Origin of the sequence: Azoarcus sp. CIB (genome assembly GCF_001190925.1) — a bacterium.
Lineage (GTDB): Bacteria > Pseudomonadota > Gammaproteobacteria > Burkholderiales > Rhodocyclaceae > Aromatoleum.
The window spans coordinates 2,891,654-2,915,454 of the sequence record NZ_CP011072.1; the positions used below are offsets into that span (position 1 = coordinate 2,891,654).

Consider the following 23,801-nt stretch of genomic DNA (forward strand, 5'->3'; position numbering starts at 1 on the left):
GGAATGTACCAATGACAATCACCCACTCTGAAAAATACGCCGCCCGACCCGGTACGTACACCTCGAAGATGTACCGCGCTGTAAGCCATGTGGCGGGCGCGATCCTCCTGTCCTTCTCCCTCGGCATCGCCACGGCCGATCCGATCAAGGCGTCCGACGACATCAAGGCCGCCGTCACGCGCAACACCGCCGGACAGGTCCGGCCCGACTCGGTGGCCCCCACGCCAGTTTCCGGCATCTACGAGATCGTCAATGGAACGGACGTCTTCTATGTGGACGCGACCGGGCGCTACGCCTTCGTGGAGGGTCGCCTGGTGGACATGGTTGATCGCCGCGACCTCACGCAGGCGAGGCTCGAAGCGCTCGCGGCAATCCCCTTCGCCGATCTGCCGCTCGACCTTGCGATCAAGACGGTGCGCGGGAACGGCTCGCGGCGGCTCGCCGTGTTCGAGGATCCGGCTTGCCCTGCGTGCCGGTCGCTGCAGCCTACGCTCGCCGCACTCGACAATGTGACGATCTACACCTTCACGTACCCCGTTGTCTCCCCCGAATCGATTCCCGCAGCGGTGGCCGCCTGGTGCGGCACGGGCGGTCAACAGGCCGGTCAATGGCAGGCCTACATGGAAGGCGCGCCGGCGCCACGGCAGATCGAGCCCCACTGCGAGCCGGCCATGGAGCGGGTCGGGCGGATCGTCGAGTTCGGGCGTAGCCGTGGTATCCGCAACACGCCCACCCTCGTGCTGGCCGACGGGCGCCGGGTGGTCGGGGCGATCCCCGGCCCCGAGCTCGAGGAAGCCCTGACGCGCACTGCCGGGAAAGCAAGCAGGTGAACACGACGATGCGGCGGCTCGTCGCGTCACTGGCCTGCGCCGCCGCCCTTCCGCCCGTCCAGGCTCAGGAGCGGGTCGAGGTCTTCCTGCTCGGCACCCAGCACGTGCGCGGCACGGGAACGGCGACGGTGTATCACGTTGACGGCATGGAACGAATTAATGCCGCCCTGTCCGCCGGGCTACCCCCCGACCCCGCTCGGGCCGAAGCGATCGCCAGGCGCCGCTTCGAGGCGCTCACCGAGGCCGACCGCCGGGCGATCGGGATCAGCACACAGGGCCTGGCCGCGGCCATGCAGTACCGGCTCATCAAGGTGCCGGCGATCGTCTTCGATGGGGCGGCCGTGGTTTACGGCGTGGAGGACGTGGATCAGGCCCGCGCCATCTACCAGACATGGCGTGCCCGGCGCGGCCGGTAGGAGGAAGCGGCATGTACGCATATTCCGTCACCCGGTCGGCCGCGGCGCCGCGTCTGCACGCGCTCCTGGCCGCCTGCCTCGTCACCTGCGCGCCCCAGTCGGGCGCTGTGGAGATCACCACCACCGCTGCCCTCCTCGCCCAGGCAGTCGCAAGCTACCCGGCCTGCGCTGCTTGGCATGTGTCGGGGATCTGCTACTGGTTGCAGTGCACGCCCACCGGCTGTTCCATCAGGACATCCACCCGCTTCAGCCACTTCGCCCCCGACCTGGTAGTGAGCACCTACCATGATGTAACCACGCACCCCTGGCCCGAGCTTGGCATCCCGCTCGCGGCCGCGAGCCAAGGCCTCCTCGGGACACTGCTCGGCATCGATCTGGCCGACAGCGCCGGAACCCACTCGCAGACCGATCGCACAGACAAGCAGCGGCGCTTCCGCGACGCGGATGTCATCGGCCATCCCGCGGCTGGACTGCCCGACCTCGTCACCTGCCCCTCGGCCGTGACTCCCTTCGTGCCCTACTACCAATCGACCCTGGACGCGGCCGTGTGGCGTTCTTATCTGCCAGCAGAGCTCCTGCTTCCTGCCTCCTGGGTGCCGGGCATGCGCGAGGTCGGCGCCTGGCCGCTCAACACCTGGGGCAACCTCTATCCGCGCACCGGCGAGGTGGTGCAGCAGCACGAGGTCAAGGCCGCCGCGGTCCTGTCGCAGCGCATCGCCGATTTCATCACCCGGCCGGCGCAACCGCACGTCTACGCCTACGTCGCCTCGGGCGGCACGCGGCGCCGGCGCGGTCAGCTGGTATGGGATCCGCCGCCGGCGCGGGAAAACGATCCCATGGGTGGCCTGTGGCAGATGAACGTCGCGCTCCCCACACCCTGCCACGTCTTCGGGCTCAATGACACTGCGAGCCCAGTCTCCTACGGCGACGCCATGACCACCCGTTCCGGAAGCTACGCCTACACGCTGTGGCGTCCGTACGCCTGCTGCCGGGTGCGCGGCCAGATCTTTCTCGGCAGCATCCAGTTCGGCTTGTGGTGAATGCGATGAATCCGATCCGTTTCATCCCCATGCTGGCCGTTCTTCTCGCCGCGCCGTCCTGGTCGGCGGCCCCCCTTGCCAGCCGGCCGCCCACCGTCATCCACGACGCCGGAGGCATGCCGCTCGCGCCATACCTCGAGCCGTTCGCCGACGACTCCCGCGACGCGACTGCCGAGCCGGTACCCCAAATGCCGGCGCAACCACAGCCGCCTCAGCTCTTCCCGGTGGTCTCGATCCGCGCGGGGCCCGGTCGGTTGCTGCAGAACCCAATGCCCAGCAAGCTGCCGGGCGGACCCGGGCAGCCCGTCTTCATCGTCGGCGACGACCCGGCCTCCCTCGACTGGCTGCAACGCAACGCGGACGCATTGCGTCGGATGGGCGCGCGGGGAATCGTCGCGTCGGTGGGCACCCCGGAGGATTTCCTGCGCCTGCGGACCTCGGTCGACCTGAACATGGTGCCCATGTCGGCCGATGCGCTCCTCGAGGCGGCCGGGATTCACGTCTGGCCCGTCCTCATCGGCGCCGACGGGGCGATTTCGCAGTAGGAGGCACACCATGAGTCAGAGAAGCAACCTCCCGCAGGGGCTTGCCATCGGCTTTGCCCTCGCCTATTCGGGCGTGCCGCTGGCCGCAGACACGTCGCACGGCGAGTTACAGACGCTTGCCGCCGCGCTCTTCGCCGCGGTGCCGCCTGCCGGGTTGTCTCAAACAGACCGGGCCGAGCTCGCGGCCCTCACGCCTCTCGCCCTGCGCAATGGCGTCGTCGTGAGCAGCCTCCCCGGCTGCGAAACGGCGATGCATCCCGAGGTGACCCTCGAAGACCTGAACGGCGACGGCGGCCCCGAGGTCTTCGTTGTCGCCGGCAATACCTGCACGTCGGGGATGACGGGCAGCAGCGTCTGGCTGTTCGCCAAACGCCTCGACGGGCGCTGGAGCCAGCGCCTCGACGTCACGGCGGCCGCCTACCGCGTGCTGCCAACAACGACCCAGGGGTGGCGCGACCTGACCGTCGGCGGCCGTGGGTTGTGCCAAGGGGTGTGGCGGCTCGCCGCAGACGGTGCGTACCGGTACGCGCGCTCCATCAGGCCCGACGGGACACCGTGCCCAAACCAATAGGAGGCGTGGCATGAACGCCCGCATGCGGCTCGCATTCGTCCTGTTTCTGCTGGCCGGCCTCGTCTGGGCCGGCGTGGCATACACCGATTTCCTCAAGGCGTTGGGGCAGCGGGAGAGCAGGATGAACCCGGATGTCACCAACCGGTTCGGTTACGTCGGCCTCTTTCAGTTCGGTGAAGCCGCCCTGCAGGACGCAGGCCTCTACGCGGGCGACGGCACACCGAAGACCAACGACTGGGCGGGCCGCTTCACCGGTAAGTACGGGGTGAATTCACTGGCCGATCTTCTCGCGAATCCCGACGCCCAGGTCCGGGCGGTAACCGCCTACCACGAGCAGGTGTGGAACACACTCATGAAAGTCCATGGCGCCGAAAGCTACCTGGGGACGACGATCAATGGCATCCGCGTCACCGCGTCGGGTCTCGTCGCTGCGGCACACCTCGTGGGCGCTGGTGCCGTGGGAGAGTGGCTGAAATCGGGTGGAGCGACCGATCCGGCCGACGGCAACGGCACCAAGCTCGTCTCCTACCTGGGGCAGTTTGCCGGCTATACGCTGGCCTTCATGCCCCCGAGCTACGCCGAGGTCCTCGCCGCCACACCCACGAGCGGCTCGCCTGGCGGCTATGTCCATACCCCTGCCCCCTTGAAGCCGTCGGCTGGGACAGGCTCCGCCGCCTTGCTGAAGGGCACGAGCTCCGGCTACACCTCCGCCGCGCAAGGCTTCTTCGGCGCCACCGGCTACCAGATGGGGCAGGTCCGGCAGTTGCTGGTCGGAATTGCGGCAATGGCCCTCGTTACCTGGATCGCATGGGTCGTCGTCGCCAAGTGGCGCGGCCTGTCGGAGGGATTTGATACAAAGCGGGATCTCGCGGTCGACGTCGGTCGCGCTATTGTTCTGACATGGATTGTGCTGCTCATCATGATGTAGGTCTGATGACTTCCATGGAGGCGATGATGAAACGAACGCCATACCTGGCCGCCCTCCTTCTGGTGGCGGCCCTACAGCCCGCTCGCGCCGACGTGCTCGACGGCCTGATCTTCGGCGCCAAGTGCATGGGCGCTACCGATCGCAAGGCCTGCGAGGAGCAAGCCAAACGCGAGGCCGACGAAACGCGCGAGCGAATGCGACAGCAGTCGAACCATAGCGCACCGACCATGACGAATCCCGACTCGCCCGAAGATACCCTCGGCAAGAGGATCTATCGGAACTGGCGCAAGAATGTGGAGTGCAACCCATTCTCTACACGCTCCGTCCGAGACGTCGATTCAACTTATGCGCGGGTGATGAGCCGGTACAGCTTCGTTACTCCGAACCAGGCCAAGGTTCAATCAGGAACCGGCGAGGCGGGACTCTACATCGCGGGTTATCTCCACGAGACCACTCCCGGCGCCCTATACCGCCTCGAACAGGTGGTGCATTCGCCCGACGTGGCCGACGGCCGGCGCCAGTACAAGCTGCGCCTCGACCTCGCCCGCGACGGCTCCGGCACCCGCGTCACCGGCCAGTACTGCGTCACTACCGATGACCCGGCCGGCTGGCAGGATCTGCCAGCCAAGATCCGCTCAAGCCTCGACAACACCTTCTAACCGTCTGGAGCCTCGCCATGCTCAACGACAAACAGCCCTGCCCGCACTGCCGCGGTGCGGGCGAGACCCAGGTAGCGAGCGAGCGCACTTGCCACTCGTGCGGTGGCACCGGTCGCGACCGGCGCTCCTCGACCGACGATCCGCGGTTCGGCGCCGACACCTGCCGGGCATGTCACGGGTACGGCGTCGAGACGAGCAGAGAATTTCAGCTGTGCCCGTCCTGCAACGGCCGAGGCTCAATTCCTGGCTAACGGCATTTCGGCACATTCGCACCTTTGTCGAACTGTGCGCCATGCCCCTGACAGCAAAGGACCTTCGCTACTTATCCACAGCTCTATCCCCAGTTTCTGTGGACAAGCGCGTTGGCGCCGGCGCGATTCGCATTGGCGTGAGCTCGGAGAGGCCGCGCACTGCCACAAGGGGTGCCGTCCGACATTGAAATCGTGCCACGCGCCAACTAGCATGTCTTCAACGCCCAGCCGCGCGGCTGCGTTGCGTCCGGTCAGCCCCTGTAACCGGAACGGCCTTCGGGCTCGGGGTCAAGGATCAGTTTCTCGTCAATCCCGTGGGGAGTTGTTTTCCCGCGGGAACACGGCGCTCCCCGCATTTCTCCAAGGAGACGCCGATGTTGTCCTTCTTTTCCTCTCAAACGTCCCTTGCGGATGCCGCACTGCTCGAGCGCTTCTTCGGCCCCGAAGCCGAGGACATCTGGGAGCACTGCGATGGATCCTGGAGCAAGATCGTCGAACTTGCCCGGGAGCCGCGCACCCCGGCATGGGAGGCGCTCGCCTGCGCGATCGAGGTTCTGCACCGCAGCTTCGCTGAGCAACTGACAACCCGGAACGTCCTCGACTCGCCTGATGTCGTCAGGCAGTTCCTCCGGACGTTCTTCGAGGGGCTGCCCTACGAGGTCTTCGTGGTCCTGTACCTCAATGCCCGAAACCACCTTATCCGCGCCGAAGAGGCGTTCCGCGGCACGCTGACCCAGACCAGCGTCTATCCCCGCGAGATCGTGCGCCGAGCGCTCGAGCTTCGCGCAGCCGGCGTGATCTTCTCGCACCAGCACCCGTCGGGCGCGTCGGAGCCTTCGACGGCCGATGAGCTCCTGACCCGGCAACTGAGGGAGGCACTCGCCACGGTCGATGTGAAGGTGCTCGACCACTTCGTCATCGCAGGCACTGCGGACGTGTCCTTCGCCCAGCGGGGGCTCCTGTAGTCTTGCCTATCCTGCGGCCACCGTAGCCGTGGCGTCGATCCGTCAGGGGAATTCGCCAGCGAATTCCCCTGCACTTGCCAAACCACGGTCTGGCCGGTATTTTCGTCCTGTCTCGAAGGCGCAATGCCGCCACTCGAGACCCGGCGGGGACGCTCTTGATCTCTCGCTTCGCGCGGCACTTGCGCATTTCCTTGCTCGTCGACCGGCGCCTCCCGCCGCTCTGACCTCGACCCGTCCTGATGCCCCGCCCCGCGGCCGATGCAATCGCCATCGGACTGCCTTGGCATGTATCGACCATCTCGGACCACGAATGCCAGCGAGGAAAGCACATGGAGGAATCACAGGCAGCATATCCCGGGCGTCAATTCGACGGCTTGATTCACGCCGATCAAGAGATGCGCTGTCCTCCTCGACCCACGGCCCGCGCGGGTGAGGTAGCGTCTTCGTGAGCATCAAGGTCATGTCCCTCGTGTGGGAAGGTTTCCCTGCGTCCGGAAGCGAGATGCTGGCAATGCTCGCCCTCGCCGACTGGTGCAATGACGAGGGCGGGAGCCTCCACCCATCGATGAAAGCTGTTGCGGAAAAGATCCGTGTGTCGGAAAAGCAGGCCCGTAGGATCATTCACGGCTTTGAAGAGGAGGGATACCTCAAGGTGGTCGGGCATGCCAATGGTGGCGCGCCCGGCACCACCAAGCAGTATCAGCTCAACGTCGCGAAGCTAAAGGGGTTGGCGGACGGGGCGGCAGCCCGAAAGACGGCTCCCGTCGGTGTCACCCCTCCCGCCGATGTCACCCCTCCCCCCAATGTCACCCCTCCCGTCGTTGTCACCCCTCCCACTCAGGGGTGCGGAGGGCTCCCGCCCATGGGAGGGGAGGCCTCCCATGGGTGTCCCGAGACGCCTCCCACCCATGGGAGCCAAACCGTCAGTGAACCACCAATGAACCACCAGTTAACCGTCAGGGGGACGGCGCCGTGTTCGGAGCCAGAACGCCTCCCTGCTGTCGCCAAGGCGCCAGCCCCCCAGCAGGATCCGGCCGGCGAGACGCGCCTACAGGCCGCGTGCCGGACGACCTGGGCGGCCTACCGGAACGCCTATGCAGGCCGCTACGGCGCCGCCCCAGTTCGAAACCAGAAGGTCAGTTCGCAGGTGAAGCAGTTCGTGCAGCGCATCGGCTACGACGAATCACCCTTGATTGCCGCGTGGTTCGTGCAGCACCCGGGGAGCTACTACGTTGGCCGCATGCACGACTTCGGCTGCCTGCTGAGCGACGCCGAGAAGTTGCGCACCGAGTGGGTGACGGGAAGGCTCATGACCGCCGGCAAGGCGCGCCAGTCCGACAGAGCCGGCACCACCATGGCCGCCCTCGCCGAGGTGCTGGCCGAACGAGGAGAGTCACTGTGAGCGCGAACACGCTGAAGGCCATTGCCATGACGGCCGAACTGACCGGGACCGAGCTATCCGCGGCGGCACTGAAGGTCATGGATGCGGACCTGTCGGCCTACCCCGACGCCGACGTACTGCGCGCCCTGGAGCGTTGCCGCAAGGAACTGAAGGGTCGCCTGACCGTGGCCGCCGTGCTCGAGCGGGTCGCGGAGCTCGATAGTCGCCCTGGCGCGGAGGAGGCGTGGGCGACCGCCCTTTCCGCGGACGACGACGCCGCGACCGTGGTATGGACCGACGAGATCACGCAGGCGCTGGCGGTGGCTAGGCCGCTCCTTGATGCGCGCGACAAGGTGGCGGCGCGCATGGCGTTCTGCCAGGCGTACGAGCGTCTGGTGCGCGAGGCGCGCGAGGCGAGGTTGCCATGCCGGTGGTGGGCGTCGCTCGGCCATGACCCGCAACGGCGCGCGGCGACGCTCTCTGCGGCCGTCGTGGCGGGGCGGATCACACAGGAGGCCGTCCAGCCCTTGCTGCCCGCGCCGGCGGACGGCGACGCGGTGGTGGCGTCGCTCATCGGCAACGACGACGCGAAGCTGCTCGCCCACGTTCCGGAGGATGCCCGCGAGACCGCGACGCGCGGCCTCAAGCGCCTCCGGGCCCACCTCGCCGAACTGGGGGCCCAGGCGGCGAATCTCGACGCGCAGCGCGCGGCCGATGAGCGAGGGCGGCAGGCCGCGGTGGCGGAACGCAAGGCCAGCATGTTCCGCGCCGCGCAAGAGCGCATGAACGGCATGGGTTCGACGCGGCCCTCCCCTTGTGCCGAAGAGCCGGCCCACACAGAGGGCTGCGTGCATGCCGACTGCTCGAATCACGCCAGCCCGTCCAACGCTCGCATCCGGTCAGACCCTGGTACGCGGTAACCACGAATCAACAGCCCTTTCCGAGGAAGGCCGCCCTCGCCCCCCGACCATCCTTAATCCTTGAATGCCAGCCTGGCATGAACCACAATTGGATGACATTCTCCAGCACCGGCTCCTCGTAGCCGCGCGACCTGTCAGCCCCTGAAACAGGTACGGCATCAGCCCGGGGTCTTCGTCCCAGTTGCATCCAACTTCCCCTCCGGGATGATCCACGTCCCGGTCGCGGCTCGTGCGTTCTCCCGTCCAGCACCTACCCTCCGGGAGATCGCAAAATGTGGCACGACGAACCCGCCAACAGGCCGGGGCAGGATCCCCAAGCCTACCTTCCATTTACCCACTGGGAGGACCGTTTTCGCGAACGCATCGCACATTACCAGGAGCTGCTACTCGTGTTTCCCCGCTCCGCTTACTTCGCAAACGAGCTCGCAAAGTACCAGCGCTGGTTCCATGAGCATCTCTTGCTGCGCCCCACCGGCTCTATCGCCGAAGAAGAGCTACCGTTCTAACCAGAAAGCGGCGTTCCGGGCAGATTGGCCCGGAACGCTCGACACCGCCCGCGCAGCCAGCATGCTGCAATAATGCCTTGCCGATATTCGACTGAAGCACTATCGTAAAGCCGTCCAGTCGACATTTCCTGCTCTCGCTCCCCTCGCTAAGCGACGCCTCTTCGACCCTTCGAAGCAGCTTCGCCTCTTGCTTTCCCTTCGCTGCTGTCTGAGCGACTCGCCTAGGCGGGTTGCCTCGTCTCGTTGGATCCCTCGCGGCCGGCGCATGCCGGCACAGTGTCCAGGCGTTCCGCGCCTGGCGTCGCTCCGCTTTCGCGATCGGTGTCCGCCCGCCTCCACGCCCCGTGCCTGGCTGCGACACGTCGAAAAGCCAAGAACCACGGCCGAGACATTTTTCGGCCACCGGCAACCGAGACACGGAGAGGAACAATGCACACGACACGCAATCCCCCGGAACACCCGCATGGGTGGAATTGGAATCAACGGCGCAGCGTCCGGCCCGCGCGCCGGCTCCATCAAGCCACGGACGCAACGGCTCGCTCGCACCTTCGGATCGGGCGAGACCTCCGACGCGCCGTCGAGCATGACGAGTTCGTCCTTCACTACCAGCCCGAGATCGACGCAAGCACTGGCCGCATGGTGGCGGCCGAGGCGCTGATCCGCTGGCAGCACCCCCAACTCGGCATGATCCGCCCCAACACCTTCATCCCGGTCGCGGAAGACCAAGGACTCATCGGCAAGATCGGACAATGGGTGCTTGAGACCGCGTGCGCGCAGCTTCACGCGTGGCACGCCGCCGGCCATGACCTGCGGGTCGCGGTCAACTTCTCGGTCGAGCAATTGCGCCGGCGCGACATCGCCGACACGGTCGCCAACGCACTCGAACGATTCGACCTGCGACCCGATGACCTGGTAGTCGAAATAACCGAGAGCATTTGCATGCGCGCCAACGATCGCGCGCGGGAGAACGTCGCCCGCCTCGCGCATCTGGGCATACGGCTGGCCATCGACGACTTCGGCACCGGCTACTCCTCGCTAAGCTACCTCAAGCGCATACCGGTCCGCATCCTGAAGATCGATCGAAGCTTCGTCGTCGATCTCGCCGACCGCGCGGATTCGACAATTGTGCGAAACATCATATCGCTCGCCCATGAACTGGATCTGATCGTCATCGTGGAAGGCGTCGAGACGGCGGCTCAGCATGAACTCCTGCGCATCATGGGTTGTGACATGGTCCAGGGCTACCTGGTTGGCAAAAGCCTGCCACCGGCCCTGTTCCACGACGCGTTTCTCGCGCCCCGACAGCACACGATCGTCGAACCATAGCGGATCTGAATGAACACGCCGACCGACAAGCTGGCGCTGCGCGCCGACCCTTCAGGTGCAGCCTCCGTTATCGCGGAGGGGGTCACACGCGCCGTCATCGAGACAACCAATCACTCTGACTTCGGCGTCAATCTCGGCAAGCCGCACTTTGACCTGTTGGCGGTCGTCGCTGAGCACGGTAGTGTGTCGCCGTCGCTGATCGCGATGACGAGGCCGAAGATGAAATCGGCGGTCCCGCTCACGAGCTCTTCTTCGTCTTCGCTATCCCGCGCAGTTCGCCGAGAATCGTGGCGGCTTTCGCTTCGGTGCCGAATGCGAGGTTCAGGAGTACCTGCACCGGGCCGGGGATGTCGCGGCCGGCTTCGTACCGACTCCCACCACTTTGCGTGGTTTGAAACGGCGCCCAGAACTGCGCTTGGTTCAGTCCCGCCTTGCGCCGTAGTTCGCGAACGTCTTTGCCGGAGTAGTTCTTGAGCTTCATGACGCGTCTCGAATGTTCCACGCGCATATTCTACTTCGGCGAGTTCCACCGCTGCAGTCCGTCCGGCCCGATGATCTGTTCGAGCGGCCGGACCTCCCATTCCTGTAACACTGCACGGTCGCCGGCTTGCTCGAACCCGCGAACGAGCATGCCGCCAACACCGTTCTGGATGGCGATCACGCGCGCGTCGTAAAGGACGTCAATCGGCTCCGTGTTTGACAGATGCCGCGTGAGGATGAAACGCCCGGCGGAGGACTGCAGGTCGCCTTGGGCGCAATGCTCAGGGTGCCCTGCCTCATGGTCTGGAATGCGGCGGCCCGCACGACGAAGGCGGCGAATTCGAACGAACATCTACGTGGCTTTAAGCTGTACAAACATATAGTTTAGCTGCCGACTCTCCTTCGGTGTAGGGTGGTCGCGTTGCCACAACAAGTTGGGGCCCAGCCATGTGCGGCAGATACGCCTTGTACGGACCGATCTCGCGCGCCCGCAGGCAGTTCAACGTCGACCTCGACTACGACGACTTCGAGATCGTTCCGCGCGATGCTCCGAGCCCGTTCACCTGGGCAGACCGTTACAACGTTGCACCGACGCAGTTCGCCCCAGTGATCCGCGCACTGGGCAGCCATCGAGAGATTCTCGCGGCGCGCTGGGGTCTGCGGCCGCGCTGGATCAAGGAACCCGGCAAGCTCTCTCAACCCATCAACGCGAAGATCGAAACCGCGGCGGAAAAGCCGATGTTCCGCGATGCGTTCAGACGGTCCCGCGTGCTCGTGCCTGCGTGCGGCTTCTACGAGTGGCAGCCAGCAGCGGGTGGCAAGCAGCCGTATTTCATTCGCCCGGCTGGCGGCGAGGCGCTGTTCGGCTTCGGCGGGCTGCACGAACGCTGGGAGGGCCCAGACGGCCCGCTGCTCACGTTCGCGATCCTGACCACAGCGGCGAACGAGCTGATGGCGTCGATTCACGACCGCATGCCGGTGATCATCCAGCCCGAGGACTACACGGCATGGCTTGATCCGGGCGTCACCGACCCCGGGCTCGTGCGCGAGCTGGCCGCCGAGTTTCCCGTGGACCGCATGGAGGCTTACCCCGTTGGTCGGGCGGTCGGCAATCCCCGGACGGAGGGTCCGGGGCTGGTCGAACGGGCCGACGTTCCTAGCTGACCAATCGCGCGGCGGTGCTCACTTCGAGGCCTCCATGAGCCGTTGCAGCTTGGCGCTGGTGAAGTTGCGGTCGCGGTTACTGACTGCCTTGAACTTGCTGCCGTCGATCACGACCACGGCTTCGATGAGGAGCTCCAGTTCGCGGCACTGCACGACGAACTGGCGGCAGACGCTACGGATGCCCTTCGGATTGTCCTTACGGAAGTAGGCGATGGTATTGAAGTCGGGCGTCAGACGCCCGACGAGCCACATCAGCTCCAGGTTGCGCTGCGCTCGGCACCGAGCGTTGTTGACCAGCAGCAACGGTTTGGGCGGCGTCCTTCCCCGCTGCCGAAATCTGCCAACCAACGTCAAAAACCCTTTACTTCACAGGTCTTTCGCAAGAGCCAAGATCACCGGCAGCAACCGACGAGCAGGCAGCGTACCCGGAGACAGCGAGCCCACTGCCTCCTCGTCGGCCGGAGCGGCCATTCCGCTACCAAGCAGCGTATGGCAGGTTTACATTTTCAAGCTGACGATCTTGCCTGAATACGAAAAGCGGGGACGATTCAGTTTTTTTGATGTCCGCGTGATTAACGTTCCGTCTCCCACAGAAAGTCGGACTTGTCCAACAGGCCACCAAAGCCGGCCTCTGTTAGACTGATGACGATTTTGAACGACTTTCAGGCTACAAGCTGAGCGCCATCACCATGAATTCCGAACCGTGGGTCACTGCCATCGATGTCGCCCGCCATCTGGGCGTCGTGAAAGACACCGTCTACCGCTGGCGCGAGCGCAAAGGCCTGCCCGCGCACAAGATCGGCCGGCTGTGGAAATTCCAGCTGTCCGAGGTCGATGAATGGGTGCGTACGGGTGGCGCGGATGAAGATTCAAGCAACCCCGTGCAGCAAGAACAATAAGGGAGATCAGCTGAGATGATTTTCAGCGAAGACGCACGGGTCAAAATTCCGTGCATCCTGCATCTGGTCCGGCTTGGCTACAGTTACCACTCGCTCAAGAATGCCGTTTGGGACGAAGAAACCAATATCTTCCCCACGCTTTTCAATGAAGCCATTGCCCGCATCAACCCTGATTTGAATGCGGAAGACGTCACCCGATTGCTGGCCGACGTCCAACTACTGCTGGACAACGAAGACCTCGGCAACGCCTTCTATGACCGGCTTACCGAGCGTTCCGGCGTCCGCCTGATCGACTTCGAGAATTTCGACAACAACAGCTTTCACGTCGTTACCGAACTGACCTGCAAGAACGGTGACGATGAGTTCCGGCCCGACATCACCTTGCTCATCAACGGCATGCCGCTGGCCTTTATCGAGGTCAAGAAGCCCAACAATCGCGAAGGCGTGCTGGCCGAGCGCAACCGCATCATCACGCGCAGCCGCAATCCAAAATTCCGGCGCTTCATCAACATCGCGCAGTTGATGGTCTTCTCCAACAACATGGAGTACGACGACGGCTCGCCGCAGCCCATCGAAGGCGCGTTTTATGCCAGCCCATCCTATGACTCGCCCGTCTTCAACTATTTCCGCGAAGAAGAAACGCTGGACCTCAGTCAGCTTTTGGCGGAGGAAGATGACACCCTCGAAAACGAAGTGCTGCGCGATAACAACCTCAACGTCATCAAGCACAGCCCCGAGTTTCTGAGTAACAAATCGCCAGATACGCCAACCAACCGCATCTGCACCTCCCTGTTCAGTCGTGAGCGGCTGTCCTTCCTGCTGCGCTTTGCGCTCGTCTATGTGAACGAGAGCGACGGCCTGCACAAACATGTGATGCGCTACCCCCAACTCTTTGCCACCAAGGCCATCAAGAAGAAACTCGATGCCGGGGTGAACAAGGGCATCATCTGGCATACCCAGGGCAGCGGCAAGACCGCACTGGCGTATTACAACACCCGATTCCTCACTGATTACTTCCAGCGCCAGGAGGTGATTCCGAAGTTTTACTTCATCGTCGACCGGCTTGATCTGGCTACGCAGGCGCAGCGTGAATTTTCCTGTCGCGGTCTGGTGGTACATACCATCGACAGCCGCGAAGCCTTTGCCCGCGACATTAAAACCACGCAGGTGCTGCACAACCACAGCGGCAAGCCGGAAATCACCGTAGTTAATATCCAGAAATTTCAGGACGACCCGGATGTGGTGCGCACCGAGGATTACGACTTCAGCATCCAGCGCGTCTACTTTCTTGATGAAGTGCACCGCAGCTACAACCCGCAGGGCAGCTTTCTGGCCAACCTCAGCCAGTCCGACCGCAACGCCATCAAGATCGGTCTCACCGGCACGCCGCTGCTGGGTGACGATTACAACTCGCGCGCCCTGTTTGGCGACTACATCCACAAGTATTACTACAACGCCTCCATTGCCGATGGTTACACCCTGCGCCTGATCCGCGAGGAGATCGCCACCAACTACAAAATCTCGCTGCAAGAGGCGCTCGCCGCCGTCCAGTTGCAGCAAGGCGATATCGACCGCAAGCTGATCTACTCGCACCCGCAATTTGTCGAGCCCATGCTCGATTACATCGTGAGTGATTTCGAGAAAAGCCGCAGCGCGCTGGGCGATGCCAGCATCGGCGGCATGGTAATCTGCGACAGCGCCGATCAAGCCAAACAGATGTTCGACATCTTCAATACGGTCTATGCCGCCCGGCCATCACCCGCATATGCCGCTCAGGACTCCGCGCAAACCGTGATCGCCGCGGCGCAGCCTGACAGCTACGCCGCCCGCACCCTGCTGAAAAACCGCGTCAGGAACGCCGCGCTGATCCTGCACGACATCGGCAGCAAGGACGAGCGCAAGCAATGGGTAGAAGACTTCAAGGCCGGCAAGATCGATCTCCTGTTTGTCTACAACATGCTGCTCACCGGCTTTGACGCCAAGCGCCTGAAAAAACTCTACCTGGGCCGTGTCATCAAAGCGCATAACCTGCTGCAGGCACTCACCCGCGTCAACCGCACCTACAAGGATTTCCGCTACGGCTACGTGGTGGACTTTGCCGACATCCGCAAGGAATTCGACAAGACCAATAGAGACTACTTTGACGAATTGCAATCCGAGCTGGGCGACGAGATCGAGCACTACTCCAACCTGTTCAAATCGGCCGAAGAAATCAAGCAAGAAATCGAAGCCATCAAGGACATCCTGTTCCGCTTCAATATCGAAAACGCCGAAGAGTTTTCAAAACAACTCAGCCAGATTCAAGATCGTGCCACCGTGCTGGCACTCAAAAAAGCGCTCGCCGATGCCCGCAATCTCTACAACCTGATCCGCCTGCAAGGCGACTACGAGCAACTGCAGCAGCTCGATTTCCACAAGCTGGGTCAGCTCTACCGCGAAACCTGCAACCACCTCGATCTGCTCAACCTGAAAGAAACCATCGAATCGGCCACCGACACCAGCAATCTGCTCAATGTCGCCCTGGAAGAGGTGATCTTCAAATTTGCCAAGATCAGGGAAGAAGAGCTGGTCCTGGCCGACCAGCTAAAAAACACCCTGCGCCAGACGCGCGAAGCCCTGGCGGACAATTTCGACCAGCAAGACCCCAAATTCGTCACCCTGCGCGAAGAGCTGAAACGGCTGTTCAAGAAAAAGAAACTCAGCGAAGTCAGCCAGGAAGAGATGACCGCCAACATCGGCGCGCTCAATGCGATTCACGACAAAGTCAAAGAGCTGAACCGCCAGAACAACCTGCTGCGCGCCAAATACCAGGGCGATGCCAAATACACGCGCATTCACAAGCGCCTGCATGAGCGCGGCGCGTTCTCGGAAATCGAGCGCCGCCTGTTTGAAGCCCTCAATGGCGTCAAGCAGCAGGCCGACGAACAGGTGCTGCAAAACACCCAACTGCTCAATAACGAAAGCTATTTCGAGCGGATGATGCAGCCCATCGTCATCGGCGAGTTCTCCACCCGCCAGCACATCAAACTCACCCCCGACGCCAGCCGCAGCATCAACCAGCTGGTGGTGGCCGAATACATGCATGAATTTTCCGCAGGCGCCCGCTTGGGCGGCAGTCGTAACACTGGAGCACACCCTTGGTAAGCCAGCAATTTGAACAACGCACCCGCGAGCTGATCGACAGCCTCAAGGCCATCTGTGCCGCTTATGGCCTGGGCAACGATGGCAACGAATTCAAGATCATCACCCAGGTTTTCCTCTACAAGTTTCTCAACGACAAGTTCGCCTTTGAGGCCAAGAAGATCCAGCCGGCACTCGCCAAGGCTGCGAGTTGGGAGGCAGCCATCGCGGCCATGAGTGCCGACGACATGGAAATGCTGCAAATGCAGATGGGGCCGGATACCGCCCGCCTGAAGCCCGAGCATTTCATCGCCCACCTGTGGAGCCGCCAAACCGCGCCCGAATTCGCCAAACTGTTTGACGACACCCTGCGCGACATTGCCATCACCAACAACGACATCTTCGCCGTCAAAACCGACGGCGGCGCCAAGATCACGCTGTTTGACCGGGTCAGCGAATTCATCACCGACCCGTCAAAGCGCGATGCCTTTTGCCGCGCCATTATCAACAAGCTGGGCGACTTCAGCTTTGAGCGCATCTTTAACGAAAAATACGATTTCTACGCCGCGCTGTTTGAATACCTGATCAAGGACTACAACAAGGACAGCGGCGGCAAATACGCCGAGTACTACACCCCGCACGCCGTCGCCAAGATCATGGCCGCCATCCTCGTGCCGGAAGTTGTGCGCGGCAAAATCAGCAATGTGAGCTGCTATGACCCCTCGGCCGGTTCCGGCACATTGCTGATGAACATCGCCCACGCCATCGGCGAGCAGCGCTGCAGCATCTACTCGCAGGACATCTCGCAAAAATCTTCCAGCCTGCTGCGCCTGAACCTGATCCTGAACAACCTGGTGCATTCCATCCCCAACATCATCCAGGGCAACACCATGCTCCACCCCTATCACCGGGAGGCACAGGGACAGGGACAAAAAAACGCGCTCAAGAAGTTCGACTACATCGTCAGCAATCCGCCGTTCAAGATGGACTTCAGCGATTTCCGCAATGAGCTGGACAGCAAAGAGCACCGCGAACGCTTCTTTGCCGGGGTGCCCAATATCCCGAAGCAGGCCGTGGACAAAATGGCCATCTACCAGCTCTTCCTGCAGCACATCATCTATTCGCTCAAGCCCGGCGGCAAAGCGGCCGTGGTCGTACCGACCGGCTTCATCACCGCGCAAAGCGGCATCGACAAAGGCATCCGCCAGCATCTGGTGGACAACAAAATGCTCGCTGGCGTCGTCTCCATGCCCAGCAACATCTTCGCCACCACCGGCACAAATGTCTCCATTTTGTTCGTCGACCGCAGCAATCAGCAGAACGTGGTGCTAATCGATGCCTCCAGCCTCGGCACCAAGGTCAAGGACGGCAAGAACCAGAAAACCCTGCTCTCCGAAGCCGAAGAAGACCGCATCATCGCTACCTTCAATGCAAAAGAGGCCGTAGAGGATTTCTCGGTGGTGGTCAGTTACGCTGACATCGCCGCCAAGAATTACAGCCTGAGCGCCGGGCAGTATTTTGACGTAAAGATCGAATACAGCGACCTGACCCCGGCGCAGTTTGCCGAAAAGATGCAGGGCTTTACCTATAGGCTGGATGGGCTGTTTAGGGAATCGGCGGGACTGGAGCGGGAGATCAAGAAGCAGTTGGCGGGATTGCGGTATGAGTAATGCCGCATCCAAACGCCTTGGTGATCTGATAAATCTCAAGCGTGGCTACGATCTTCCAGAAAATCAGCGCCGACCAGGCCCCTATCCAGTGATTAGCTCAGCTGGAATAACTGGCTATCACGACGAATACATGGTTGAGGGCACGGGTGTCGTAACAGGGCGATACGGCACGCTCGGGGAAATGTATTACGTTGATGGCAAATACTGGCCACACAATACTGCGCTTTATGTCACCACCTTCAAGGGTAATGACCCCAAGTACATCTACTACCTTCTGACCTGTCTTGGTCGAATTCGTACTTCGGACAAAAGCGCCGTTCCCGGCGTCAATCGGAACGAGTTGCATGAAATGGCGATACCGGTCGTTACCGACAAAAATCAGCAGCAAAGAATCGCCGCCGTCCTCTCAGCCCTCGACGCCAAGATCGACTCCAATAACCGCATCAACGCCGAGCTGGAGGCGATGGCAAAGACGCTGTACGACTACTGGTTCGTGCAGTTCGACTTCCCCGACGCCAACGGCAAGCCCTATAAATCCTCCGGCGGCAAGATGGTCTACAACGCCACGCTGAAACGGGAGATTCCGGCGGGGTGGCGTGCCGGCTTGGCGTCCGATTTATTTGACTTTAATCCGTCCCTGTCACTGCCATTGGGCACTGAAGCGAGTTATATCGATATGGCCGCATTGCCAGTAACCGGCTTCATGACTGAAGCACCTGAGTGCAAGGCATTTGCCGGTGGTATGAAATTTCAGAATGGAGACGTTGTAGTTGCACGAATAACGCCCTGTTTGGAAAATGGGAAAACAGCGCTGATTTCTCTGCTGAAGGACAATGAAGTTGGTTTTGGTTCGACAGAATTCATTGTGATACGAGGCAAGAGCAAAACGCTTAGCGCATTTGCTGCCCAGTTGAGCAGATCGACATCTTTCAGGCAGTTTGCCATTTCCAACATGACAGGAACCTCTGGAAGAAAGCGCATCGACGCAAACACGCTAGAAACTTTCTCCATGCCGTTGCCACAAGAAGAGATTTTGTTGAAGTACGAGCAAATGGTTAGCGCTTGCTTTAAAAGGATGACGATCAATGCCAAAGAAAACCAACAACTCGCCCAACTCCGCGACTGGCTTCTCCCCCTGCTGATGAACGGCCAGGTCACGGTAGCGTGAAGGAGACCCGCATGAGCGATCAACCCAGCCTCCCGCAAACCCTGCTCGCCGCGCTGCGCGAGCTGATCGCACAGGGCCGCCAACGTGCCTTGCGGGCTGTGGACATGGTGCAGGTGCAGACCTGCTGGGAAATCGGCCGGCACATCGTCGAATTCGAACAGGGCGGCGAGCATCGTGCTGCCTACGGCAAAAAGCTGCTGTCCGGTCTGGCGGAAAACCTGACCCGCGAATTTGGCAAAGGCTTTGATGCCTCGAATTTGCGTTACATGCGGCTGTTTTATCAGGCCTTCCCGATGTGTGACGCACTGCGTCACGAATTGAGCTGGACTCACTACCGCACGCTATTGCGCGTCGAGAGCGCCGACGCCCGGCTGTGGTACATGAACGAAGCCGCCGCGCAAAACTGGAGTTCCCGCGCCTTGGAACGCCAGATCGGCACCTTGTATTACGAACGCCTGCTGCTGAGCGAAGACAAGCCGGCGCTGGCTGCCGAAGCCGATGCCAAGCTGCAAGCCCTGAAACAAGCACCGCGCGAATTCATCCGTGACCCGGTGATGCTGGAATTCCTCGGCTTCCCGGGTAGCGGCAAGCTGCTGGAGTCGACGCTGGAACAGGCCTTGATGGATAAATTGCAGGCTTTCCTGCTGGAACTGGGCAAGGGCTTTGCCTTTGTCGCCCGTCAGCAACGCATCAGCACCGAAAGCAAGGATTTCTACATTGATCTGGTGTTCTACAACTACCTGCTCAAGTGTTTTGTGCTGATCGACCTGAAAACCCATGAGCTGACGCATCAGGACATCGGGCAGATGGATATGTATGTCCGCATGTACGACGAGCTCAAACGCGGCCCGGATGACAACCCGACCGTCGGCATCCTGCTCTGCGAGTACAAGGATCACTCCGTGGTGCGCTACTCGGTGCTACACGAGAGCGAGCAGTTGTTCGCCAGCAAATATCGCCTGATCCTGCCCAGTGAAGAAGAGCTGCGCTGCGAGATCGAACGCGAGCGGGCGATCCTGGACGAAGCCCAAGACACTGCACAGAACATTCCGGGAAAAGGGCTGGCATGAGCAAGAGCGCACCGCCAAGGGTTTCCAGGCGCAGTGCGGTTTCGAGCATCCGCTCCTCGGCAGCCGAAGGAGTTGGGGCAATACCGGGACGAGATCATGCAGCGCGCGCGAAGTCTTGCTCGAGATGTACGTTACTTGAGGCTCCGAGAGTATTCACGGAGGCGAGGGATCCGAGGTGAATTTGGCAGATACCGATAGCGATTCAATGGCACGTAAGCGGTACATTGCCGTCGAAGTCTAGCCAGATCCCCAAGGTCAACTCCGACTTGCACGCGTCGACTGTCCGGAAGGTTTTCGAGCGAAGCAAGCGCTCCAATGGCAGCGCTGCCGAAACGTCCGCGGCAGCAGGTGGTCCGCGGCGGTCTCTGCACAGCCGTCCACTGACGTCCGCGGCAGTTCCTAGTCAGCGCCTCACGCCAACGCGGGAGAAGCCGTCCCGTCGAGGGTACCAACGGTTGCAAGATGCGAGAGCGAGGTGAAACCAGGACGAGGGCTTCCGCCCGCGCCCTGGTTTCCTCAGACCGCCAGCCTCTTGGCCAGCGCCACCTCGATGCTGTCGCCGGTCTGATTGAGGACGTCGAGGCCCGTCTCCGGCATGTCGCCCGACGTCGATTGCGCCACCGCGATCTTCTGCGCCATCAATGTGAGACAGTCCATTTGCGCCGATTCCGCGTATCCGAAGAAGTGCACGGCCACGTCGTTCCGCTGCCCGATGCGCCATGAACGGCGCGAGGCCTGCTGCAGGGTATAGCAGTTGTAGCCCGACTGCATGTAGGCGATGGTAGGAAAGTCGAGCAGATCCAGCCCGGTTTTCACGAGTTCCGGGTTCGAGATGAGCACGTCGATGCCGCGTTCGACCTGGTCGGCCACCCAGTCCTCGCGGCGGGCCGCTTCGACGCTTGCGCGCAGCACGGCCACCTTGAAGCCGGCACGTTCGAGCTGGGCCCGGAGGCGACTCGTGGTGTCTCGGGTCCCGGTGTAGATGGAGTACGCGAGCACCTTGCGGCCCCTGCCCTTCTCATGACGGCAAAGTTCGATCAGCGCCGCTTCCTTCGGGCTCACGTCCCCGTCGCCGAAGACTGCGGTCTGATACGCAAGCTGGGCGCCAGTTCGAGGATGCCTGACGAGTTCGTCGCGGAAGCAGCAGTCGGGCCACGCCAGCAGCACCTGGAGCACCACACCGAGCAGCGTCGCGTCACCGCAACGCAGCGCCTGGCGCAACTCGGCCGTGAGGACCGTCGCGAGCTTCGTGTAGCCCTCGCGCTGGTCCTCCGTCATTGCCACCGATTCGAACACCTCGCGATACGGGGGCAGCACGTCGCCGCCGATGTCCTTAAGCTTCAGGAAGACCGTGCAGGGCAGCACGTACCGCATGATGCCCTTCGGGCCGAAGCCGGGGGCTTTGGCCGTTCGATGGCTGATCGTCTTGCCCTTCGCAGTCCGATGGGAGCGGCTTTCGGCCTCCCGGTAGATGTCCTTCACGACACCGTGGTCGCGCATGAAGGCCATTCCTGCCGGGCCCAGGCTGCGACGCACGTTCGGGCGATAGCCGTCGTCGATCATCGCCCTCGGATTGAGACGCCAGAGGAGATAGAACAGATCCTCGGCGTAGCCGCCCATCAGCGTGCCGGTCAGCAGCAGCGTCTTGCTGCACTTGGCGGCCAGGACGCCCATAGCTTGTCCCTGTGCGCTTCCGGCGTTCTTGTACTCATGCCCCTCGTCGACCACCAGCAGCCCGAAGTAGCCTTGGGGCAAGTACCGTTTGACGAATTCCGTCGCCTGGTAGTCGCCCTGGCCGAAGCCGATCTCCATGGCGGCCATGGCGCGCTCCATGCGTGCGGCCTGGCGGTCGGAGAAGACGAGCTCCCCCTCCTCGTCCATCAGGTTGATGAACTCGTGCACGTTGTCCGCCAGCATGGCGCCGAGCATCTCCTCGCCAAATCGTCGGACCAGGTTGTCAGCGGTCTTCACGCCGATGGTCGGCAGCTGCTGCAAAGCGTCCATGACGAGCTCGCGATGCGAGCGCTGCGGCTTGCCCTTGCGGGTCAATGTCCACAGGCGCCCGCTGCAATGAGGGCAAGCGCTTCGATTCTCGTCGAGCACGACCTTCGCCCGCGCCGCCGACATTGGCAGCTCGGAGTCGTTGGTCCTGTCCGTCAGCCATTGCCCGCAGTCTGGACACGCGGCGTAGGCGGCAACGTGGCGCGCGCCGAGCTCGTCCCGACAAACCGTCCTACGTACGTTGAACGCGGGCCGCCAATGAAAGCCCATGCGCATCCGCACGCGCCCAAGCACGAAAAACTCCGGCACTGCGGGCACCGTGCGCATCGCGCGCAGTGTGAGCAGCTTCTGCAAGGTATCCGGCCCGTTGAGTATCCAGACTCGAGCATCCGGCACGGTCAGCATGATTTCCCTGCGCCACTTGTACACCAAGTGAGGCGGAGACAGTACAAGGGTGCGGCGGAAGCCCGCCTCGTGCATCACGACGGCCGCGGCGATCGCCATCATGGTCTTGCCAGTTCCCATCTCGGCATTGAGGATCGCCGCCGGGTCGCCGGTGTCGAGCAGCAAGCGAGTCAAGGCTTGGACGGCATCGCGCTGCGCCGGAAAGGGCTTCCGGCGCAGCCGATCCATCAACTCATCGCGCCGCGGATCGGCTGCGCCGTCGTAGACGGGAGGATTCTGGCGTCGAACGGCGTCCAGCAGGCTGGCGCCGAAGTCGTCGACGAACTCCGCCAGCGACAGCTGGGCAGCTTCCGGAAGGACGAGCGCCGACGCGAAGTCGGCATGTGCGAGTTGCATGGAGGTCTCCTCGAGAAGGCGGAGACCGAACCCATGCGGGTACGTGTCCCCGCATGGGTTTGATGTGGAAGAACGGGGCGATAGCCGAAGGCGGACGTATTCGCCCCGAACGCTTTTGCCTCAGTACTCTTCGGGCAGCAGCAAGGTCGTGACGCTGCGGTCCGCTTCAGTGATGACCCACAACGTATTGGTGCCGTAGCCTGCGCTCGGCCGCGCCGGGTCGATCGGATACGCGGCGAATATGCGGCTGTCGCCCAACCGCACGGCCTCGTCGTTCTGCTCGGGTTCGGAGCTCACACCCCAATCGCCTCGTAGGTAGGCGCCGAGGCAGCGGTCGACGAGATCCGGATAGCGCTCAAGGAGCCGCTCGACCCCTGCCGTCATCACCACGCGACCGAGCTTGAACAAGGGCTTGGACAGTGCCCGCGCGGGCGGCAATGCTTCGGCGATCGCCTGGATTTGTCCCGCGGCGTCAGCAGGCAGGTCGTCCGCCTCGAGCGTCAACACACCCTGCTTGACGGCCATCGAAACGATGTCCTGGAACCGCTCCTCCAGCGTGACGCGAATGCCGCCGACCTTGCCGAGCGGTGGATACCTGAAGCGGCTCAGTGGCATGCAGAGCCGATCGCCCAGACCGTCGAGCAGCGGATCGCGCCAGTGATCGAGGAGCGGCAGCGGGCTGAGGTCCCGGATCAGGGCCCACAGTTGGGAGCGCGGCACCTCGCGCTCATCACTCACCAGCCAGGCGGCTCCCCCCGGCCGGTCGAGTTGCACCAGAACCGGGTCGTAGAGCCACGTGTGTGTCAGTGGTCCGAATAGGTTCCGGTCAGGGAAACGACCTGTGAACTTCTGGAGCCGCTCCGGCTCCGGGACGAAGACCGTGTGTCGCGCTCCCTCATCGGCCAGGGTGAAGGTGGCCTCCCCCGCCTGGAGCAGGCCGCCCTGATCGCAAGGCACGGAGAAGGCGGACATGAACTGCAGCACGGAGGTGTCGCGTCCGTACAAGGACAGCAGCAACAGTTCGCCATTTTCACCGCGGACGCAGGCATCCGCGTACAGATCGGAGAAACCCTCGATCGACAACATGATG

Annotated in this window: 22 protein-coding genes and 2 pseudogenes; 19 read left to right on the forward strand and 5 right to left on the reverse strand. The window is 62.5% G+C overall.

The window, feature by feature from the left end; all coding sequences use genetic code 11:
* Positions 1–11: 11 nt before the first annotated feature.
* The 13 genes and pseudogenes from AzCIB_RS12760 to AzCIB_RS12815 all read left to right on the forward strand — a co-directional run bounded on the left by AzCIB_RS12760 (position 12) and on the right by AzCIB_RS12815 (position 10,338).
* A complete protein-coding gene (locus tag AzCIB_RS12760; protein WP_050416238.1) occupies positions 12–830 on the forward strand; it encodes a DsbC family protein in 819 nt (272 codons plus the stop codon).
* Entirely contained in the window at positions 827–1,246 is a 420-nt protein-coding gene (locus AzCIB_RS12765; RefSeq protein ID WP_050416239.1) for a TIGR03757 family integrating conjugative element protein, read from the forward strand. The genes AzCIB_RS12760 and AzCIB_RS12765 overlap by 4 nt, the downstream gene beginning before the upstream one ends.
* An 11-nt stretch (positions 1,247–1,257) precedes the next feature.
* The gene (locus AzCIB_RS12770; RefSeq protein WP_050416240.1) at positions 1,258–2,286 is read left to right on the forward strand and encodes a TIGR03756 family integrating conjugative element protein; all 1,029 of its coding nucleotides are present in this window, start codon (positions 1,258–1,260) and stop codon (positions 2,284–2,286) included.
* 5 nt (positions 2,287–2,291) lie between these two features.
* The gene (locus AzCIB_RS12775) at positions 2,292–2,831 is read left to right on the forward strand and encodes a PFL_4695 family integrating conjugative element protein (protein ID WP_157058495.1); all 540 of its coding nucleotides are present in this window, start codon (positions 2,292–2,294) and stop codon (positions 2,829–2,831) included.
* Positions 2,832–2,841: 10 nt separating this feature from the next.
* Complete coding sequence (locus tag AzCIB_RS12780) at positions 2,842–3,402, forward strand: hypothetical protein (protein ID WP_050416242.1); 561 nt, start codon at positions 2,842–2,844, stop codon at positions 3,400–3,402.
* A 10-nt stretch (positions 3,403–3,412) separates the two neighbouring features.
* Positions 3,413–4,330 (forward strand): transglycosylase SLT domain-containing protein, encoded by a 918-nt coding sequence (locus AzCIB_RS12785; RefSeq protein ID WP_050416243.1) that lies wholly within the window; start codon positions 3,413–3,415, stop codon positions 4,328–4,330.
* 26 nt (positions 4,331–4,356) lie between these two features.
* Positions 4,357–4,989, forward strand: a complete 633-nt coding sequence (locus AzCIB_RS12790; protein ID WP_083447152.1) for a hypothetical protein — start codon at positions 4,357–4,359, stop codon at positions 4,987–4,989.
* Positions 4,990–5,006: 17 nt separating this feature from the next.
* A complete protein-coding gene (locus tag AzCIB_RS24995) occupies positions 5,007–5,240 on the forward strand; it encodes a zinc finger domain-containing protein (protein WP_083447013.1) in 234 nt (77 codons plus the stop codon).
* Between the two features lie 241 nt (positions 5,241–5,481).
* A pseudogene (locus AzCIB_RS12795) lies at positions 5,482–6,205 on the forward strand (JAB domain-containing protein).
* 937 nt (positions 6,206–7,142) lie between these two features.
* Positions 7,143–7,607, forward strand: a complete 465-nt coding sequence (locus AzCIB_RS24245) for a hypothetical protein (RefSeq protein ID WP_157058496.1) — start codon at positions 7,143–7,145, stop codon at positions 7,605–7,607.
* On the forward strand, positions 7,604–8,506 hold the full coding sequence (locus tag AzCIB_RS12805; RefSeq protein ID WP_050416247.1) for a hypothetical protein: 903 nt from the start codon (positions 7,604–7,606) through the stop codon (positions 8,504–8,506). Before AzCIB_RS24245 ends, AzCIB_RS12805 begins: the two co-directional genes overlap by 4 nt.
* A gap of 272 nt (positions 8,507–8,778) precedes the next feature.
* Positions 8,779–9,012: a hypothetical protein gene (locus AzCIB_RS12810; RefSeq protein WP_050416248.1), complete on the forward strand. Its 234-nt coding sequence runs from the start codon at positions 8,779–8,781 to the stop codon at positions 9,010–9,012.
* 429 nt (positions 9,013–9,441) lie between these two features.
* A complete protein-coding gene (locus AzCIB_RS12815; RefSeq protein WP_083447014.1) occupies positions 9,442–10,338 on the forward strand; it encodes a putative bifunctional diguanylate cyclase/phosphodiesterase in 897 nt (298 codons plus the stop codon).
* A 238-nt stretch (positions 10,339–10,576) separates the two neighbouring features.
* Here the strand turns inward: AzCIB_RS12815 and AzCIB_RS12820 are convergent, their stop codons facing one another.
* Entirely contained in the window at positions 10,577–10,819 is a 243-nt protein-coding gene (locus AzCIB_RS12820) for a helix-turn-helix domain-containing protein (protein WP_050416250.1), read from the reverse strand.
* Positions 10,820–10,849: 30 nt separating this feature from the next.
* Positions 10,850–11,170 (reverse strand): hypothetical protein, encoded by a 321-nt coding sequence (locus AzCIB_RS12825; RefSeq protein ID WP_050416251.1) that lies wholly within the window; start codon positions 11,168–11,170, stop codon positions 10,850–10,852.
* Between the two features lie 95 nt (positions 11,171–11,265).
* Between AzCIB_RS12825 and AzCIB_RS12830 the strand changes: the two genes are divergently transcribed.
* Positions 11,266–11,982 (forward strand): SOS response-associated peptidase, encoded by a 717-nt coding sequence (locus tag AzCIB_RS12830; RefSeq protein WP_050416252.1) that lies wholly within the window; start codon positions 11,266–11,268, stop codon positions 11,980–11,982.
* A gap of 30 nt (positions 11,983–12,012) precedes the next feature.
* Here AzCIB_RS12830 and AzCIB_RS12835 read toward each other — a convergent pair.
* Positions 12,013–12,255, reverse strand: a pseudogene (locus AzCIB_RS12835) (transposase); the annotation flags it as partial.
* A 416-nt stretch (positions 12,256–12,671) separates the two neighbouring features.
* Here AzCIB_RS12835 and AzCIB_RS12840 point away from each other — a divergent pair.
* The 5 genes from AzCIB_RS12840 to AzCIB_RS12860 are packed head-to-tail and all read left to right on the forward strand — an operon-like array spanning position 12,672 to position 19,909.
* On the forward strand, positions 12,672–12,881 hold the full coding sequence (locus AzCIB_RS12840; RefSeq protein ID WP_050416254.1) for a helix-turn-helix domain-containing protein: 210 nt from the start codon (positions 12,672–12,674) through the stop codon (positions 12,879–12,881).
* Positions 12,882–12,896: 15 nt separating this feature from the next.
* Entirely contained in the window at positions 12,897–16,025 is a 3,129-nt protein-coding gene (locus AzCIB_RS12845; protein ID WP_050416255.1) for a type I restriction endonuclease subunit R, read from the forward strand.
* Positions 16,019–17,671: an HsdM family class I SAM-dependent methyltransferase gene (locus AzCIB_RS12850; RefSeq protein ID WP_050416256.1), complete on the forward strand. Its 1,653-nt coding sequence runs from the start codon at positions 16,019–16,021 to the stop codon at positions 17,669–17,671. The genes AzCIB_RS12845 and AzCIB_RS12850 overlap by 7 nt, the downstream gene beginning before the upstream one ends.
* A complete protein-coding gene (locus AzCIB_RS12855; protein ID WP_050416257.1) occupies positions 17,664–18,839 on the forward strand; it encodes a restriction endonuclease subunit S in 1,176 nt (391 codons plus the stop codon). The genes AzCIB_RS12850 and AzCIB_RS12855 overlap by 8 nt, the downstream gene beginning before the upstream one ends.
* An 11-nt stretch (positions 18,840–18,850) precedes the next feature.
* Positions 18,851–19,909 (forward strand): PDDEXK nuclease domain-containing protein, encoded by a 1,059-nt coding sequence (locus tag AzCIB_RS12860; RefSeq protein ID WP_050416258.1) that lies wholly within the window; start codon positions 18,851–18,853, stop codon positions 19,907–19,909.
* A gap of 516 nt (positions 19,910–20,425) precedes the next feature.
* On the opposite strand, the gene AzCIB_RS12865 is transcribed toward AzCIB_RS12860, so the two are convergent.
* Positions 20,426–22,711, reverse strand: coding sequence for a DEAD/DEAH box helicase (locus tag AzCIB_RS12865; RefSeq protein ID WP_050416259.1), 2,286 nt, complete (start codon positions 22,709–22,711; stop codon positions 20,426–20,428).
* A 120-nt stretch (positions 22,712–22,831) separates the two neighbouring features.
* Positions 22,832–23,797 (reverse strand): aliphatic sulfonate ABC transporter substrate-binding protein, encoded by a 966-nt coding sequence (locus tag AzCIB_RS24460; protein WP_050416260.1) that lies wholly within the window; start codon positions 23,795–23,797, stop codon positions 22,832–22,834.
* Between the last annotated feature and the right edge of the window lie 4 nt (positions 23,798–23,801).

Excerpts from the sequence above, each read along its gene's own strand:
- AzCIB_RS12860 (WP_050416258.1), top strand. The coding sequence starts at position 18,851 with ATGAGCGATCAACCCAGCCTCCCGCAAACCCTGCTCGCCGCGCTGCGC.
- AzCIB_RS12855 (WP_050416257.1), top strand. The coding sequence starts at position 17,664 with ATGAGTAATGCCGCATCCAAACGCCTTGGTGATCTGATAAATCTCAAG.
- AzCIB_RS12815 (WP_083447014.1), top strand. The coding sequence starts at position 9,442 with ATGCACACGACACGCAATCCCCCGGAACACCCGCATGGGTGGAATTGG.
- AzCIB_RS12770 (WP_050416240.1), top strand. The coding sequence starts at position 1,258 with ATGTACGCATATTCCGTCACCCGGTCGGCCGCGGCGCCGCGTCTGCAC.
- AzCIB_RS12830 (WP_050416252.1), top strand. The coding sequence starts at position 11,266 with ATGTGCGGCAGATACGCCTTGTACGGACCGATCTCGCGCGCCCGCAGG.
- AzCIB_RS24460 (WP_050416260.1), bottom strand. The coding sequence starts at position 23,797 with ATGTTGTCGATCGAGGGTTTCTCCGATCTGTACGCGGATGCCTGCGTC.
- AzCIB_RS12775 (WP_157058495.1), top strand. The coding sequence starts at position 2,292 with ATGAATCCGATCCGTTTCATCCCCATGCTGGCCGTTCTTCTCGCCGCG.
- AzCIB_RS24245 (WP_157058496.1), top strand. The coding sequence starts at position 7,143 with ATGAACCACCAGTTAACCGTCAGGGGGACGGCGCCGTGTTCGGAGCCA.
- AzCIB_RS12845 (WP_050416255.1), top strand. The coding sequence starts at position 12,897 with ATGATTTTCAGCGAAGACGCACGGGTCAAAATTCCGTGCATCCTGCAT.
- AzCIB_RS12760 (WP_050416238.1), top strand. The coding sequence starts at position 12 with ATGACAATCACCCACTCTGAAAAATACGCCGCCCGACCCGGTACGTAC.
- AzCIB_RS12790 (WP_083447152.1), top strand. The coding sequence starts at position 4,357 with ATGAAACGAACGCCATACCTGGCCGCCCTCCTTCTGGTGGCGGCCCTA.
- AzCIB_RS12825 (WP_050416251.1), bottom strand. The coding sequence starts at position 11,170 with ATGTTCGTTCGAATTCGCCGCCTTCGTCGTGCGGGCCGCCGCATTCCA.
- AzCIB_RS12820 (WP_050416250.1), bottom strand. The coding sequence starts at position 10,819 with ATGAAGCTCAAGAACTACTCCGGCAAAGACGTTCGCGAACTACGGCGC.
- AzCIB_RS12780 (WP_050416242.1), top strand. The coding sequence starts at position 2,842 with ATGAGTCAGAGAAGCAACCTCCCGCAGGGGCTTGCCATCGGCTTTGCC.
- AzCIB_RS12785 (WP_050416243.1), top strand. The coding sequence starts at position 3,413 with ATGAACGCCCGCATGCGGCTCGCATTCGTCCTGTTTCTGCTGGCCGGC.
- AzCIB_RS12840 (WP_050416254.1), top strand. The coding sequence starts at position 12,672 with ATGAATTCCGAACCGTGGGTCACTGCCATCGATGTCGCCCGCCATCTG.
- AzCIB_RS12865 (WP_050416259.1), bottom strand. The coding sequence starts at position 22,711 with ATGCAACTCGCACATGCCGACTTCGCGTCGGCGCTCGTCCTTCCGGAA.
- AzCIB_RS12810 (WP_050416248.1), top strand. The coding sequence starts at position 8,779 with ATGTGGCACGACGAACCCGCCAACAGGCCGGGGCAGGATCCCCAAGCC.
- AzCIB_RS24995 (WP_083447013.1), top strand. The coding sequence starts at position 5,007 with ATGCTCAACGACAAACAGCCCTGCCCGCACTGCCGCGGTGCGGGCGAG.